The organism is Planococcus sp. ISL-109 (genome assembly GCF_018613655.1).
Classification (GTDB): Bacteria; Bacillota; Bacilli; order Bacillales_A; family Planococcaceae; genus Planococcus.
Genome location: NZ_JAGGPW010000004.1, coordinates 9,348 through 24,841 on the forward strand (window position 1 = coordinate 9,348; position 15,494 = coordinate 24,841).

15 protein-coding genes are annotated in these 15,494 nt (G+C 50.1%); 12 read left to right on the top strand and 3 right to left on the bottom strand.

Features of this window, described 5'->3' with window-relative positions; translation table 11 throughout:
- Positions 1-671 precede the first annotated feature (671 nt).
- The 7 genes from murJ to J7E21_RS01860 are packed head-to-tail and all read left to right on the top strand — an operon-like array spanning position 672 to position 8,823.
- Positions 672-2,186, top strand: coding sequence for a murein biosynthesis integral membrane protein MurJ (gene murJ, locus J7E21_RS01830; protein ID WP_215104214.1), 1,515 nt, complete (start codon positions 672-674; stop codon positions 2,184-2,186).
- A 19-nt stretch (positions 2,187-2,205) separates the two neighbouring features.
- A complete protein-coding gene (locus tag J7E21_RS01835; protein ID WP_215104216.1) occupies positions 2,206-3,489 on the top strand; it encodes a hypothetical protein in 1,284 nt (427 codons plus the stop codon).
- Entirely contained in the window at positions 3,489-4,670 is a 1,182-nt protein-coding gene (locus J7E21_RS01840; RefSeq protein ID WP_215104218.1) for a nucleotide sugar dehydrogenase, read from the top strand. The genes J7E21_RS01835 and J7E21_RS01840 overlap by 1 nt, the downstream gene beginning before the upstream one ends.
- Before the next feature lie 14 nt (positions 4,671-4,684).
- The gene (locus tag J7E21_RS01845; protein WP_215104219.1) at positions 4,685-5,311 is read left to right on the top strand and encodes a sugar transferase; all 627 of its coding nucleotides are present in this window, start codon (positions 4,685-4,687) and stop codon (positions 5,309-5,311) included.
- Positions 5,312-5,326: 15 nt separating this feature from the next.
- Positions 5,327-6,505, top strand: coding sequence for a glycosyltransferase family 4 protein (locus J7E21_RS01850; protein ID WP_215104221.1), 1,179 nt, complete (start codon positions 5,327-5,329; stop codon positions 6,503-6,505).
- A 46-nt stretch (positions 6,506-6,551) separates the two neighbouring features.
- Positions 6,552-7,718: a hypothetical protein gene (locus tag J7E21_RS01855; RefSeq protein ID WP_215104223.1), complete on the top strand. Its 1,167-nt coding sequence runs from the start codon at positions 6,552-6,554 to the stop codon at positions 7,716-7,718.
- On the top strand, positions 7,648-8,823 hold the full coding sequence (locus J7E21_RS01860) for a glycosyltransferase family 4 protein (protein ID WP_215104225.1): 1,176 nt from the start codon (positions 7,648-7,650) through the stop codon (positions 8,821-8,823). The genes J7E21_RS01855 and J7E21_RS01860 overlap by 71 nt, the downstream gene beginning before the upstream one ends.
- 670 nt (positions 8,824-9,493) lie before the next feature.
- Here J7E21_RS01860 and J7E21_RS01865 read toward each other — a convergent pair.
- Together J7E21_RS01865 and J7E21_RS01870 are read right to left on the bottom strand one after the other, a co-directional pair.
- The gene (locus tag J7E21_RS01865) at positions 9,494-9,940 is read right to left on the bottom strand and encodes a GDYXXLXY domain-containing protein (protein WP_215104227.1); all 447 of its coding nucleotides are present in this window, start codon (positions 9,938-9,940) and stop codon (positions 9,494-9,496) included.
- Positions 9,937-11,109, bottom strand: a complete 1,173-nt coding sequence (locus J7E21_RS01870) for a DUF2157 domain-containing protein (RefSeq protein WP_215104229.1) — start codon at positions 11,107-11,109, stop codon at positions 9,937-9,939. Before J7E21_RS01870 ends, J7E21_RS01865 begins: the two co-directional genes overlap by 4 nt.
- A 337-nt stretch (positions 11,110-11,446) precedes the next feature.
- Here J7E21_RS01870 and J7E21_RS01875 point away from each other — a divergent pair, with 337 nt between their 5' ends.
- The 3 genes from J7E21_RS01875 to J7E21_RS01885 are packed head-to-tail and all read left to right on the top strand — an operon-like array spanning position 11,447 to position 12,973.
- A complete protein-coding gene (locus J7E21_RS01875) occupies positions 11,447-11,734 on the top strand; it encodes a hypothetical protein (protein WP_215104231.1) in 288 nt (95 codons plus the stop codon).
- A gap of 17 nt (positions 11,735-11,751) precedes the next feature.
- Complete coding sequence (locus J7E21_RS01880; protein ID WP_215104233.1) at positions 11,752-12,393, top strand: flavin reductase family protein; 642 nt, start codon at positions 11,752-11,754, stop codon at positions 12,391-12,393.
- Between the two features lie 22 nt (positions 12,394-12,415).
- Positions 12,416-12,973 carry a GNAT family N-acetyltransferase gene (locus J7E21_RS01885; protein ID WP_215104235.1) on the top strand — a complete coding sequence of 186 codons (558 nt, stop codon included), beginning with the start codon at positions 12,416-12,418 and terminating at the stop codon, positions 12,971-12,973.
- A gap of 21 nt (positions 12,974-12,994) precedes the next feature.
- On the opposite strand, the gene J7E21_RS01890 is transcribed toward J7E21_RS01885, so the two are convergent.
- On the bottom strand, positions 12,995-13,705 hold the full coding sequence (locus J7E21_RS01890) for an MBL fold metallo-hydrolase (protein ID WP_215104237.1): 711 nt from the start codon (positions 13,703-13,705) through the stop codon (positions 12,995-12,997).
- A 172-nt stretch (positions 13,706-13,877) separates the two neighbouring features.
- Between J7E21_RS01890 and J7E21_RS01895 the strand changes: the two genes are divergently transcribed.
- Positions 13,878-14,393 carry a glycerol-3-phosphate responsive antiterminator gene (locus J7E21_RS01895; protein ID WP_215106061.1) on the top strand — a complete coding sequence of 172 codons (516 nt, stop codon included), beginning with the start codon at positions 13,878-13,880 and terminating at the stop codon, positions 14,391-14,393.
- Positions 14,394-14,646: 253 nt separating this feature from the next.
- Positions 14,647-15,483, top strand: a complete 837-nt coding sequence (locus J7E21_RS01900) for an MIP/aquaporin family protein (RefSeq protein ID WP_215104238.1) — start codon at positions 14,647-14,649, stop codon at positions 15,481-15,483.
- Positions 15,484-15,494: the final 11 nt, after the last annotated feature.

A 15,494-nucleotide genomic window follows, 5' to 3' on the forward strand; every position in this document is an offset into this window, starting at 1 on the left:
AGCTCAGCTTCCCTTCGCTTGTTCATTTCCTGCGGGCGGGCGCCAAGCCTCCTCAGTCGCTGCGAAAAACGTGTGCTCCCACATCTGCAGGGCAGATGCGTCGCAAATGAATGCGCTCAGCTAAGCTTCGCTCATTCATTCCCTGCGGGGTCTCGGCTGACTCGTCGCTGAAAAGAGCGCTGCTCGATTCTCGCTAGCTCAAACCTCGCAAGAAAACCGTTGCTCCCTTGGGAGTCTCCGTAGTTTTGCTCCATATCTGTTTGTTCGCAAATTGTTAGTGTTCAAGTAGTAGTGGTAATTCACTAATATTTCTTTGGTTCAACATATATAGGAATATTTCATGCATTTTGGACGCTGAGATTGTATTAGATAAGAGGTTATTACTTCTTGCTTGCAGAGTTTAAAAAATAATGAAAAATGACAGCCACTATAAACGTCCACATGAGTCACTTGCCAAGCACCACTCACCATAATAAAATCTCCGAGCTTTTTTCAAAACACTTGCGCAGTTTAACCATCTTTTAACCTACACCCCCTAGGATTAATCACAACGGGATTCCATCCGCGCCGAAGTCCGCTGCAGACAGACGGCCGGATTAAACTAGCTGACCGCATCACCGCTTCGGGAGCGCCACCTGACTCCCAGAATGAACGCAAAAGAGGTTGAAACTATGGAAAAAACAGTCATCGCCATCATGTTCGTCGCCATTCTCACAAAAACTCTTGGTTTTTCCCGTGATATCTTCCTTGCCTATTTTTATGGCGCAGACGGTTTAACAGATGCTTATCTAATTTCTAGCAGTATTTCAACTGTTTTCTTTGCCTTTATTGGTATGGGTATTGCCGCCAGTTATATCCCGGTCTACACGAAAATCCGAGAAGAGCGTGGCAATGAAGCATCGGAGCGTTTCACCGCCAACCTTACCAACGCCGTCATGTTGCTGTCGACGGTTCTCGTGATCCTGCTCTTGGTATTCCCGGAGCCGATTGTGAAAGTGTTTGCCTACGGGTTTGAAGGGGAAACGCTGCGCATTGCGGTCTTGTTCACGCGAATCATGTCGTTGGCGCTTTACTTCACTGCCTTGATCTTCATTTTCACGAGCTACCTGGAAGTGAAAGACCGCTTTCTCCCGACGGTGTTGAGCGGGTTGCCGCTGAATGTCCTGCTTATTACGACCATAGTGGTCAGTTCAAAAATGGACATCATGATGCTGGCGATTGGGACTGTCATTGCGGTTATTGCGCAGTTTCTCTACATGGTGCCGGCCATACGCAAAAGCGGCTATCGCCACCAGTTTATTTTGAACTTGAAAGACAGGGATTTGAAGCAGATGATGATGCTCGCCATTCCAGTCATCATCGGGGTATCGGCGGACCAAGTTAACATTCTTTTCGACCGGACGATCGCCTCGCAGCTGGCGGAAGGCGGGATTTCCGCACTCACTTATGCACACCGCATCGTATTCTTCATCCAAGCGATTTTTGTTCTGGCGGTCGTGAAAGTGATGTTCCCGAAAATCTCCAAACTGGCAGTAAGGAAAAATATAGAAGAACTGAAAGATGTCGTCGGCAAAATCATTACGACGGTTTCGCTCATCGTTATTCCTGCGGCGGTCGGCATGATGATCTTTTCGCGGCAGATTACGGAGCTGTTATTCGGGCGAGGGGCGTTTGAAGAACGGGCCATTGCGATGACCGCGGGCTTATTGTTCTTCTACGCACTCGGCCTACTCGGGTTCGGGCTGCGTGAAGTGCTGTCGAAAGTGTTCTATTCCTTGCAAGATACGCGGACACCGATGATCAACGCGTTCGGTGTAATGTTTTTGAATGTCGCGCTGAATCTGGTGCTGTCGCGCGTCATGGGGCTGAACGGCCTGGCGCTCGCAACGAGCATCGCGGCGATTGTCAGTACGGTGCTCTTGTATGCGTCGCTCGTCCGGAAAATCGGTTCGCTCGACAGTCGACGGCTCATGATGGATCTGGCGAAAGGCATACTCGCGGCGATTGTCATGGGGGGGGCGGCCAGAACGGCGTTTACCGTTTCCTTGCAGGCAACAGGAGACATCCCGGCATTGGTTATCGGCGTGTTGACCGGTGTACTGGTTTATGCAGCGATGCTGTGGGTGCTGCAATTGAGCGATATCACCTATTACAAAGCGCGGCTGATGGCGCTGTCCAGACGATGAAAGAAGGGGGTGGGGGTTCATGATTTATGTACTTGGATTTTTTGTCATACAGATTCTCGCGACGTTTTTGATCAAAGATTTTCTTCCGCCGGGTGACGGTTATGCGATGCTTCTTGTCTTCACTGGAATTGTCGCAATTTCACTGTATTTATACCGTAATTTGAAAAATGAATGGCTGATCGTCATTTTTGCTGGATTTGCGGTCCGGATAGTCATTTTATTCATCGATTTGTATTTCCCTTCGGTGGGAATTTTCTCGAGCGGGACGGACACCGAATATTTCCATGAAGTATCCGTACTGGTCGCGAATGGCCAATATCCGTTGGAACAGACAGCTACGGTCTATGTGCCGTTTCTGTCGGGTCTCTACTATATGATCGGTGATCAGCGGGCTTACTCGCAATTTCTTAACATCGCCTGCTGGGTATTCGCAGCCGTTTTCCTATTCAAGTCTTTGAACTACTTGCAGATTGAAAAAAAATTGAGCATTATCGCATTGCTGATTTTCACGCTGATGCCAAACAGTATTTTCATGTCGAGCATCCTCCTCAGGGAAGCGCTGATCATCTTCTTTACAACTGTCTCGCTTTATTACTTCCTGCGCTGGATCGGGGAGCGGAAGTTCCTCCAATTCGGATGGGCGGTCGTCTTGTCGATACTCGCGATGATGTTCCATACGGGCATGATCGGCTTATTGCTCGTCTACATCGCTTCGTTCGTCTGGCTGGAGCGGGAAACGATGGGCAAGAAAATCTCGACGCCGCTCATCTACCTGATATTTATCGGCGGAATCGCTTTCATCGTCTTCCAGAACGCCGATGTCTTCTTGAGCAAATTTGTCAGTGAAGAAGGCGGTACGGTCGATTACGAGATTTTCGCAGCAGGAGGCTCGGTTTACTTAGCGAGCTTTAGCGGCTTGTCCGGCGTCGCCGCGCTGCTTGTGGCACCGCTGAAAATGTTCTACTTTCTATTCTCGCCGCTTCCATTCGATTGGCGGGGTGTGGACGATGTGGTCAGTTTCCTGTTCGATTCGACGGTTTACATTTTCTTGATCGGAGCAACGCTCTACGGCTTGTTCCGCAGTGAAATGCCGGTGCGGACGAAATTGTTCATCCTGCTGTTTATCGGTGTGACGGTGTTCATCTATTCATACGGTACGCAGAGTGCCGGAACGGCGATGCGCCACCGCAATAAGATCATCCCACTATTATTGCTGTCGTATGCAGCAGCGAATAGCCGGCAATTGATGGAATTCACGAAACTGAAATGGAAGAGGAAAAAGGGGGAGAAGGTGGGCTTATGATGGACAACTTGAAAATTGCAATTGTCGGAGCCGACGGAACGAGCTTGCTTGCGGCAACAGCGTTTGGAAACGTTTATCCGGTCATCGTGTTCGATCCGGATGGCTCCAAAAAAGAACCATTTGAAAAACAGGGCATTCCTTTCACCGATCGTCCTGAAGCACTTAGTGAAGCGGGCATTCTCCTCTTGACCGGCTCCAAGCGGCCGGCCTATACCTTAGATGCGCTGTCGGATCTGTGCCGAATCGCCGGAACGCATATGAAAAAAGGGACGGTGCTGATTTTCGAAGCTCCGGTTTATCCGGGGACGACAGAAGAAACGTGCATCCCTATTCTGGAGCAACATTCGGGGCTGAAAGCCGACAAGGAATTTTTCATCGGTTTCGCGCCGGCCAGGTGGAATAATAACAGTGAACTGCGAGCGAATATCCCGAAAATGCGCAAAGTGATATCAGGGCAGAGCCGACAGGTCACGGATTATCTGGCAGACCTGTTTGCGCCGATCCATGACGGTGGCATTTATAAAGCGAAGTCAATCCGTGTCGCTGAAGCCGCCCAATTGCTGGAAATCGCACAAACACAAGTGAACATCGCGCTGATGAATGAAGTCGCGCTGACTTTGAACCAACAGGGTATCGATACGCATGATGTGCTGGAAACCGCGAATACGAAGCGGGGCTTCATCAAATTCGAACCCGATCTGTTAGGAGACAATCATGTTTTCTGGCAAGGCGCAAACCCATCCTGGTGCAAAGGCGGGGTGAAAGGGCGGCAAATGGCGCAGCGCATCATCAAAAAGCTCATCCAAAATGAAGTAATCATCCATGAAGCGCGCATCACCATCCTTGGCATCACAAAAATGGATAGCGAGAGCGAGGTGACGGAAGTGGGGGTCATAGGTCTCGTCTCGGAGTTGCAGGAATATGGCATAGACGTTCAAGTGTCGGATGCGAAACTTGATTTGGCGAAAGCGGAATGTGCAGGCGGCGTTTTGCTGACGAGGCAGAAAGAGCTGCTCCCGGCTGTTGCGGTGGTGCTCGCTGTACCTCATGAGCCATACCGGCAACTGGGCTGGAAACTCTTCGAACGCTTGCTCGAAGGAGAAGAGGGCTATGTTTTTGATGTGAAGAGTGTGCTTGAGCGAAATGAAAAACCGGAGAAGGTAACTTTATGGAGAATGTGAGGAGTGAGCAACGAATGATTATTGGAGATTTTAGTGAAGTACAAAAACAAAAGCAACCGAAACGCTCGAATGTGGTGGCAAGGTTTCTGGAAATCATCACAGCCGTTTTGATGCTGCTAGTCTTATCGCCCTTATTTTTAACCGTCACGCTATTGATCCGCCTTGAGTCGAAAGGGCCGGCCATGTTTAAGCAACAGCGTGGCGGTCTCTATGGACGGCATTTCACCATCTATAAATTCCGCACGATGGAGCACGGAAGGGACAAAAAGCGCAATCGCATCAACCCATTCGTTGGAGATCCAAGCATCACGAAAGTCGGCAATATTCTCCGTAAAACAAGCATCGACGAATTGCCCCAGCTGATCAATATCGTCAAAGGGGATATGGCCTTTATCGGTCCGCGCCCGACCGTCACCGATCAGACCGATAACTATAACGATTACCAGAAGCAGCGGCTACTGGTGAAACCTGGTGTCACGGGACTTGCCCAGGTGAGTGGGCGCAATACACTGACCTGGGATGAAAAAATCGAGATCGACATCGATTACATCAACCGCAAAAGCTTACGGCTCGATTTGTATATTCTGATGCAGACTTTTGTAAAAGTGTTCCGGACAGAAGAAGTTTATGAAAAAAGCTGAGCGGAGGGTAATGCCATGACGAAGAAATTGATTCATGCCGTAACCGTATCAGAAAGCTTGAGCTTCATGAATGGCCAGCTGCGCTATTTGAAAACACAAGGATTTGAACCAAAAGCTTTGAGTTCCAAGGGGGCAGGCTATGAAGAGTTCCGCGTAAGCGAACAGGTAGATATGCTGGAACTGCCGATGAAGCGAGGTATTTCACCACTGCACGATCTAAAGTCGCTCATTCGTTGCGTTGTGCTTTTTCAAAAAGAACAGCCTTTAATTGTGAATGCAGGTACGCCAAAAGCTGGGCTGGTGGTGACGATAGCAGCGCGCATTTGCCGCGTGCCGGTCCGGATCTATACGATGCGCGGCTTGCGGCTCGAAACGACAAATGGCTGGAAACGCCGGCTATTGCTGAATATGGAGAAGCTCGCTGCCTCTTCAGCAACCCATTGCCTAGCCGTGTCCGACAGCTTAAAGGAGCGCGCGATTGAATTCGGCATTGCTAATGAAAAAAAAATCAGCGTTCTGGGCAAAGGCAGCGGCGACGGATTTGATGTCTCGAGATTCCAGCAAAGCCCCGAAACATCAGCGCAAGCCGATAAGCTACGCGAACGCTTTGGGCTCCGGCGAGAACATCTCATCCTCGGGTTCGTCGGGCGGTTGACGAAAGACAAGGGCGTCAATGAGCTCGTCACCGCTTTTAAAAAGTTAAATGTTGAGTATACCCAGCTGCGCTTGCTCATCGTTGGTGATTACGAAGACGACGATCCGATAGACGCAGAAGTGAAATGGGAAATCGAGAACAATCCGAACATCATCAACACCGGTTTTTTGCCGGATCCAGTGCCCTATTACCATATGATGGACGTCTTCGTCTTCCTAACAAAACGTGAAGGTTTTGGGAATGTTTCAATTGAAGCAGCTTTATGCGGGCTGCCGGTCATCGCATCAAATGTTACCGGAGCGAGAAATACCATCGTTGAAGGAAAGACGGGTTATCTGGTCGACCCGGATAATCTTCAGGATATTATGGAAACGATTGGGCAATTGATAGCACACGACACATTGCGCGTGCGGTTTGGGGAAGCCGGGCGGGAGTGGGCGAACATCCATTTCAGCAACGAGGTGCTATGGCAAGAGTTGGATGACTTTTACAAAAGCTGTCTCGCCGAATCGCTGGTGCCAACAGGCGAACTGAACTAATCAATCTGGTCATGCGAGGGAAAGTAAATACAAAGGGGCGTTTCATTTGAAAACATACTATTATATTGCATCCTCTGGAGTACTAGGAGTCAAAACGAATATCAAAAGCTTCGGCTGGTCATACGGCCACAATGTTCCAGAAGGCACGAAAGAACAATACGACTGCTGCGCCGTCAGGCTTCAAGTTGATTTGAAGGAATTTAGTGATGACGCGGAACATGAAATGATGGGGAAATACCATTATTTCAGTGGCACACCGGGCGCGGACAAACTCTACTATACCCGAAATTACGCCGGCAAAGGCAGAATGCGCATCCGTGCAGAAGGCTTTTTGACCGATGAGCCGAAAATCACCGTCAACCGCGCCTATTATAAGCTCGTCACGCACCGTATCATGAACCTGCATTCCATCGGCTATATTATGACCGATTTGGCGACATTATTGCTGTTGAAAAAAGGCTACGCGCCAATCCACTGCTCGGCGTTCAAGAAAGAAGGGTCAACACTGGCTGTATTTGCTCCGCCTGATACAGGAAAAACACTCAGCAGCATGACGGCATGTATAGACCACGGCGCTGAATTCATCGCAGAAGATCTCGCCATCACAGACGGTCGGATGATCCACTCTGTGCCATGGACAAGTAGTTTTCGTTATTACTCAAACTTCAATAATAAAAAAAGCTCGAAGTTGTCATACGGTTTGAGTCGACTAGTGCCAATGATGGAACACTTCAATCCTAAAAGCTCGAAGCAAATAACTGAATATGTAGATAAACAATTTCTTCTCAGTAAGAATGCAGTGACTCATATTGCTGTATTAGAACGAGGGGAGGAGCATGTTGCAAAAATTAATGATGTTGAGTCTCTCCAAAAAATTATGAATCTGAATCGCTACATTTTTAATTACCTTCGCTCGCCACTTTTGACCGCTTATGAATTCTTCAATCCTGAACTGGAAATTGACCAAGCCCTCGCCAATGAGCGGGAAATTTTGACGAAGCTGATCCGCAATAGCGAAAAAGTGTTTTCCGTGAAGAAAATCAACGCTACTCATTATACGAAAGAGTTGCTGGATCAGATCGGCAGCCCGATTGCTGATGCGGCGTCCAAGAAGCTTGAACGGGAAAGGGAGAGGTTCAGCGATGACAGCAAAAATACTGCACGCCATGACCATCGCCCAAAGCCTGAAATTAGTGCGCGGCCAGTTGAATGACATGCAAACCCGCGGATTTGAAGTAAAGGCCTTGACCTCTAATGGCCAATACGCAAGGATTTTCGAAGAAGAGGAAGGGGTGAAAGTACTCCACGTCGAGATGGAGCGCGAGATCGCTTTGAAAAAAGATTTGGAATCGCTGTTCGCCTGCATCCGTCTCATCCGCAAAGAAAAGCCGGACATCGTCAACGCTGGAACACCGAAAGCGGGACTCATCGTATCGCTTGCGGCATATTATTGCAGGGTGCCGGTGCGCATCTATAACGTGCTCGGTTTGCGCTTGGAGACGACAACGGGTGTCAAACGGCAGATCCTGCTGATGGCGGAAAAAATCGCAGCTGCTTCTTCCACTCACCTGCTCGCGGTATCGCCCAGCCTGAAACAGCAGATTGTCGAGCTCGGCATCGCCCCTGCTGAGAAAATCAGGATTCTGGGGCATGGCAGCGTCAACGGCTTCGATTTGAAGCGTTTTGAACTCGATAAAGCGATGAAAGCACGCGTCGATGAAAAGCGCGCCGCATACGGCTGGACGGACGAACATATCGTTCTCGGGTCGATGGGACGGATCACGAAAGACAAAGGCATCGATGAGACGGTCCGGGCTTTTCTCGAGTTGGCCGGCCGCTATCCGAACCTGCGCCTGCTGCTTGTCGGCGATTATGAGTCCGCAGATGCCGTATCCAAGAAAACGCTCGAGACGATCACGGAGCATCCGCATATTGTACACGAGGATCACCAGCTGGATCCGGTGCCGTTTTATCATTTGATGGATCTGTTTTTATTCCTGACAAAGCGTGAGGGTTTTGGCAATGTGTCGGCGGAAGCAGCGTTGACGGGGATTCCGGTTGTTGCGGCGAATGTGACGGGTGCTCGCGATACGCTGGTGGACGGGGAGACCGGGTATTTGGTCGATCCGGACGATCATGCAGGTGTGCTGGCGAAACTGGAGATGCTGATTCAAAATCTGGAGTTGCGCGAACGCTTAGGAAGTGCCGGCCAGGAATGGGTGCGGCAGTATTTCAGCAATGAAGCGTTATGGGAAGAGATGGACAGTTATTACCAAACCTGCTTGATGGAACGGTCAGGGGTTCTCGAGGAAGCATAGATAAGGTATGCCGGGTAGGTCTATTGGAGAGCCAATGGGTTTGATCCGGTTTTTTTGTGTGAATTAAGAGAAGAATTTAGAGTATGTATAAGTATAAATGAGTTGTTTTGGAGATTGCGCTCCGGGCGGACGCTTGCCTAGGGCGGGAATCGAGCCTCCTCGTCGCGCAAAAACCGCGCTCCTGCGGGGTCTCTCAAACCCGCTGCTCCCTCAGGCGTCGCCGCCCTGCGCTACATCTCTAGATTTATAGGGATAATTATTTTTTTGTTCCCTCAAATAAAAAATGCCGAAATACATTTCTCTGTTAATGAATAGCATATTATATAAGTTTCCCCTATAAATTATAAAGGTAATGCTGGTTTGTACTCACTAAACCAGCTTAGCCAGTCTTCTATTTGTCGATGAATCATGTGGAAGCAGCCCCCTCTTCACAGTCTCGAATCAATGAATATAAAAGCAGAATCGCGCTCATGGGTGAAGGGGAGTAGTGAGACAAGTGTTCTTCTTGGCTCAATACGTGAGCGGGGCCCTAAGCGAGGCTGCGGCACATTTCTGTGACACTCCAAACGAACACCTCGAAATTGCCACACACAACTTCTCCAACTCCCTCATAGAACGCACGAAAAAGCCCAGCATAGCAAAATCGCTATGGCTGGGCTTTAGATATAGACTATTCTTCGCGTGGGGCAATGCTGACCGGGCGGATGGAGCCCCACGGCGCGACGTCGATGGTGACTTCAAGGTCAACGGCTGCTTCGAGCTCTGGGCCCCGCCCTTGTTCGACGTAAAAGTTTTCAAGCTGCGGCGCGACGACTCGGCGGTCGTATTTATAGCCGTTGATGGCCCCGAAGAACGGCCGCTCTTCAATCCGGTCGATGACAGCGTAGCCATCGTCGGCTTCAGTCAATGTGAAGTAAATTGTGCCGTCGCGGATGCCGGCTGGTGCATCAAGGTCCGGATATTGCAGCATGACGTATTCGCCGTAGAACGGGTCGAACGGATCGTATGGTTCGGCGCGCAGAACGTATTGTTCGCCGAACCAGGATGTGGCATAGAAACTGACGACGAGCAGGCCGACGAAAACGGTCTGCAGGGCGGGCATTAGCCATTTTTTCATGACACAGCACCTTCTTTCTTGCGGTTAAGCCACCAGGCGATGCCTGATAGCACGAACAGCAGGATGGCGCCGATTAGGAAGAACAGCGACATATCGAGCCGTTCCCATGCATAGATGACGTAGATGACGAATTGGACAACGATGAAATAAACGAAGCCCATGGCGAGCGGTTTGTCCTGGCGCTGGGCGATGATCAGGTACGCGAGCGCTGTCAGTTCAGCGACGATAGCGAGCGCGATAGCGGTTTCATCGTAAAGCATGAAGCCGACAAAGCCGAGGACGCCGAGCCACATCAGGCTGCGGAACCGGAAGAACGCGAGGACGAAAATCCCAGCCCCGACAACCGCCAATATGACCGATTCGATCATATTCAATTCGACAAAGCGCATATCGCTTTCCCCGCGTATCGCAAGGAAGGTGACAAGCTGGATGCCGCCGGTTATCAAATAGAGTGGAGCCAAAAGCTTTTGCTTGTCTTTCGGAACGATCAGCATAAGCGGGACGAGTGCGAATAACGTCCAGATCGGCACGAGCGGACTATCGATGTCCCAAATGCTCCAAACGAGGAAACCTGAACCGAGGAGCAGGAGCCAACTGAAGATCATCGCCGGGCCGTCCTTGCTCAGGAAGAACCAGGCGAGCGTGACGGCGATGAACAGCCCCCATTCGATAAACCCGACACCGGGAGCTGCGGCAGACAGGATGGAAATACCGCTGATGAACGAAATGATTGTAAAGGCTGTGTGGCGCCAGGTGAAAAAATGTGCCAAAGCGGCGATGAATAAAGCCCACGGAACGATGCTTGAAGAGGTTCCGAGGTGGAATGCTTGCCCTGCCACGACCAAACTGGCACCAAACATCGTATAGCCGAGGATCCGGAAAATGATCGGATGGCCGAAATGTTTTTTCTCGGAAAAATGGGCGAGCACATAGAAGATCCACATGAGCAAGACGACCATGCCGACTTTTGCGATTGGCGGTATGGCTTGCCAGTTGGCGGCAATAAAGCTGAATACGGCCAGTGCGAAAAAGATCAAGCCGATGATGAGCAGAAGAGGCAGCTTGCGCTTTTTCGGTTGACGGGTTTCAAACGCCTGGATGCGCTCGACTGCCTCCTGATCGATGAGGCCTTCCGAGCGCCACTGGGCGAGTTTGCGATCCCATTCCATATAAGACACCTCCCTAATTATTAACTGTATTATAAACCTTTATTGTCAGAAAAGACAGAAAGTTTTTATGTTTTCTAGGTCTATTTTAGCGGTTCGGCAGGCGGAATATATGATTTCAAGTGATATGGTCCTAAAGAGGGTGTGCGGGATTTTTTGAAGGGCAGGTGCATTAAAAGGGTTCTTGGGCAGATATGGCGAAAGTTTAATTATATATTAAGTGGAGTTTGTGAATGTTGCTTGATGGCATTTGGGCATGCTGCTTCGCGTAAAGCAAGCGGGTAGCCTGTAAACTTAGGTTTCGCTTATCTTAATAATTTAAGGTTGGGGCGTGGAAAGGGTGGAGATGATCTACGAATGGATGGGCACCATCCAACTGGCAGTATTTTTACTGGGTGGGCTATTGTTGCCGTTTTGGCTTAAATCTTTTGTATGGCTCAGCTTTGTCGCGGTGGGCTATGTTTTTTATTTGCTTTGGCGATTGTATGAGAGCTTTGCGCCAAGCGCTGAAGGATTCGAGATAGGATATGGAACAGTGATTTTGCCTTATCTTGCGGTGATTTCACTGATCGGGTATTTACTGCAGAAAACGGCTGACCACCGTCAGCAAACTGGTTCAGAGGATTAAAAAAGGAGTGGGAGCACATGATTATCGACCCTAAAGACCAAACGAGCAAGGAAAATTATAAACTGCTGATCGGCAGCGTCTTGCCGCGGCCGATTGCATGGGTATCATCCGTTTCAAAGACGGGTGAATTGAATTTGGCGCCTTTCAGTTTTTTTACAGTCGCTTCACGCAATCCGCCGATGCTCATCTTTTCGATTGGCGAAGGGGTGGAAGCGCGGGCAGGCACGGTGAAGGATACACTTGCGAATATACGGGAGCGGGGGGAATTTGTTGTCAATATCGTGTCGGGGCCTCTCGCCAATGAAATGGCCAGAACGGGTGAACATGTCGCACCGGATGTGGATGAATTTGCATACGTGGGGTTGACCCCGATTCCTTCACAAGCGATTTCTGTGCCGCGTGTGGAAGAGTCCCCAGTCAGCATGGAATGTGTGCTGGAACAAGTGATTCCGCTCGGGGATGACCACCTTGTCATCGGAAAAGTGCTGCGTTTTCATATTCAGGATGAATTGTACGACAAAGGACGGATCGATACGAAAAAACTGGCGCCGATCGGCCGGCTTGCTGGGAATTACTCGCCAGTGGAATCGATGTTTTCGTTGCCGAATGACCACCTGGAAGAATACTTGCGGCCGCCGGTAGATAAAGACCGGGAATAAGGCTGCGCCGGAGGGATGAAGAATGGGTTTGCAAGTGGATAATATCAGCTTTCATAGAATGCGGCGTGAACATTTGCCGCTGCTTTATGACTGGATTACGAAAGAACCGCCGATCAACCGGTTTTGGGGATATAGCTATAACGGGACATACGGGGAGTTTGTGCACGAGTTTGTCAGCAGCATAAAGGGCAGCGATCCGACCGAACCGTATTTGATTTATTATGACGACGAACCGATCGGCTATATCCAGACCTTCCATTGGAGCGACTATCCGGGCAGTGAACAGTTTGCGGAACTTCAGCGCGCTGCTGGGCTCGATATTCTGATCGGTGCTCCACCATACCGCGGAAAAGGTTTCGGACAGGCGATCATCCGCGGCTTTTTGCAGGACGTGGTGTTCCGCGACGGTTCGGTGACTTGCTGTGTGACGGATCCGGATATCCGTAATACGCCGGCAATCCGTGTGTATGAAAAAGTTGGGTTCGAGATAGTCCGGCGGGTGGAGGAACTATCGGATATTACCCGCCCGGTCTGGTTTATGCGGGTAGCGAGACATCAGCTTGAACAGAAGAAAAACTAGCTTAGCCACAATAGTGGACGGCTAGTTTTTTTGTTTTTGCTCAGCATCACGTATTGCTTGTTCCATGAAGCGCAAGGGGTGCTCGAGCAGTCGGCCGTGCCCGACTGCCAGTGTGCCGGGCTTTAGAGCAGTCAACTTCTTGGCGCTGTCGAGTGCTGTCTTCTTGTCCCAAGTGGCAAGGGCTGGAAACGGAAATAACAGCTTTAATGTGCCGGAAACGGCCGTTCCACCGCGTGTCTGGAAAGCATCCCCTGCAATCAGCACGCCGGAGCCCGCATCGAAAAACGACAAGGATCCGGGTGAATGGCCAGGGGATTCAAACACTTCGAGCGAACCGACAAAATCACCTTGTTGCAAGAGGCGGTCGGGTAGTGTCTTAATATTTTTCGGGACGCCGCCTTTGACTGGTTTTCCTCGGTCTTCCATATAGGCGCTGTTGTCGCCGGCGAGGATTTTCGCTTCGCGTGCGGACACGCTGACTTCCGCATCCGGAAACCGTTTTTTCAGCGCATCGAGCGCACCGACATGGTCGACGTGTGCATGTGTCAACGCGATTCGGGTGATCGGCTTGCCGATGACTTTTGCCGATAAGGCAATTTCGCGTGCCGCTCCAGCTAAACCGCAATCGATGAGCGTCAGTTCTTGCTGTTCTTCGACCAGATAGCAATTGATCGGAAACATGTTGGGCATGAACGCCAGCTGATAGACGTTTCCCACTTTTTTGACTCGCATAGCTGTCAACTCCTTTTAGGTGGTTGTTTCCATTTTAGCGCACTTGCCGAGCGAAATGAAGCGGGGGTCAATTAGTTGTGCACTTGCGGAAGCTGGCGCATAATGACCGTAGATTGTATTTACAGTGGAGGAGGAGAAACTGGTGGTTGTGTTAAAGGGTGTGTTGCCCGTTATGCGGAATTTGAAGGAATTTGAACGCTTGCTTGCGAGCGGCCAGGAAACGATCATATTCCTGGAAGTGCGGCTCGCGCAGCTGAAGCCACTTGTTGCGGCAGCAAAAAAAGCGGGCAAGAAAGTGATTTTGCATGCCGATTTGATCCAAGGCTTGAAAGCGGATGCTTACGGATTTGAATACCTGATCCGTGAAGTGAAGCCGGATGGCATCGTTTCGACGCGCAGCAGCGTCATCGCGCTTGCGAAGAAGAACAAATTGACGACCATTCAGCGCTTATTCTTATTGGATAGCCATGCGCTTGAACATAATTTGACATTGATCAACCAGGTGAAACCGGATTATATTGAATTGTTGCCCGGGCTGATTCCTTCGATTATTAAAGAAGTGCACGAGCGAACCGGGATCCCGATCATTGCCGGCGGTTTGATCCGCACGCAAGAAGATATCGAACTGGCCTATGAGGGCGGGGCGCAGGCGATTTCGACGTCCCAGCCGGAGCTGTGGGACAAATAAGGAAAGCTGCATTGCGCCTTTTCCAATAAACGCCTACCTGAAATTGTTGACAGCGTTTTCAGAAACTGCTAAATTGATTTTACAAGTTAAAGACCGTGCAGGAGATTAGGAGATCCGCATCGGACAAGGCTCACGTAGTTGAGCCTTGGTTCGTTGCGGATTTTTTTTTCGTGTTCGGAGTTTATACCAATGAATGCTTTAAATTTTGCCGCAAAGCAGGCAGCGGCGAGGCATGCAAAAAGGAGTGTACAATATGACGGTATTTTTAGCAGAGTTGATCGGTACGATGGTGCTCATCATTTTCGGGGCAGGGGTCGTCGCCGGCGTCGTTTTAAAACATTCCAAAGCGGAAAATTCGGGCTGGATCGTCATCACCATCGGCTGGGGGCTTGCCGTCACGATGGGCATCTATGCGGTCGGCAGTTTCTCAGGAGCGCATTTGAACCCGGCTGTGACACTCGGTTTCGCGTTTATCGGTGAGTTTCCCTGGTCGCAAGTTCCGATGTACATAGCAGGCCAGTTGGCAGGGGCCATCATTGGGGGCGTAATCGTGTTCTTTAATTATTTGCCGCATTGGGAAGCGACTGAAGAGGCGGACAAAAAGCTCGGTGTCTTTTCGACAATTCCGGCAATACGCCGCCCGTTATCCAATTTGGTCAGTGAAATCATCGGAACAGCGGTGCTCGTGATGGGCTTGCTGTTTATTGGTGCCAACGAATTCACAGAAGGCTTGAATCCGTTGATTGTCGGTGCCTTGATCATCGCGATCGGCATGTCGCTCGGCGGAACGACCGGTTATGCGATCAACCCGGCGCGCGACTTAGGTCCCCGGATTGCGCACGCGCTGCTGCCGATTCCAGGAAAAGGTGCGTCAGATTGGAGCTATGCGTGGGTGCCGATTGTCGGGCCGATCTTCGGCGGAATATATGGCGCGGTTTTCTATAAAGCGATGTTTACAGGCGATTACAGCTTACCGTTCTTTGTGATGAGCTTGGCGCTCGTCCTGGTATTCGCTAGGGCCGCCGCCAGTGTAGAATTGAAAAAGGATAGTGTAAAGGCCGAACAATATAAAGAAAACACCATTTCCTAACAAGCGGAGGC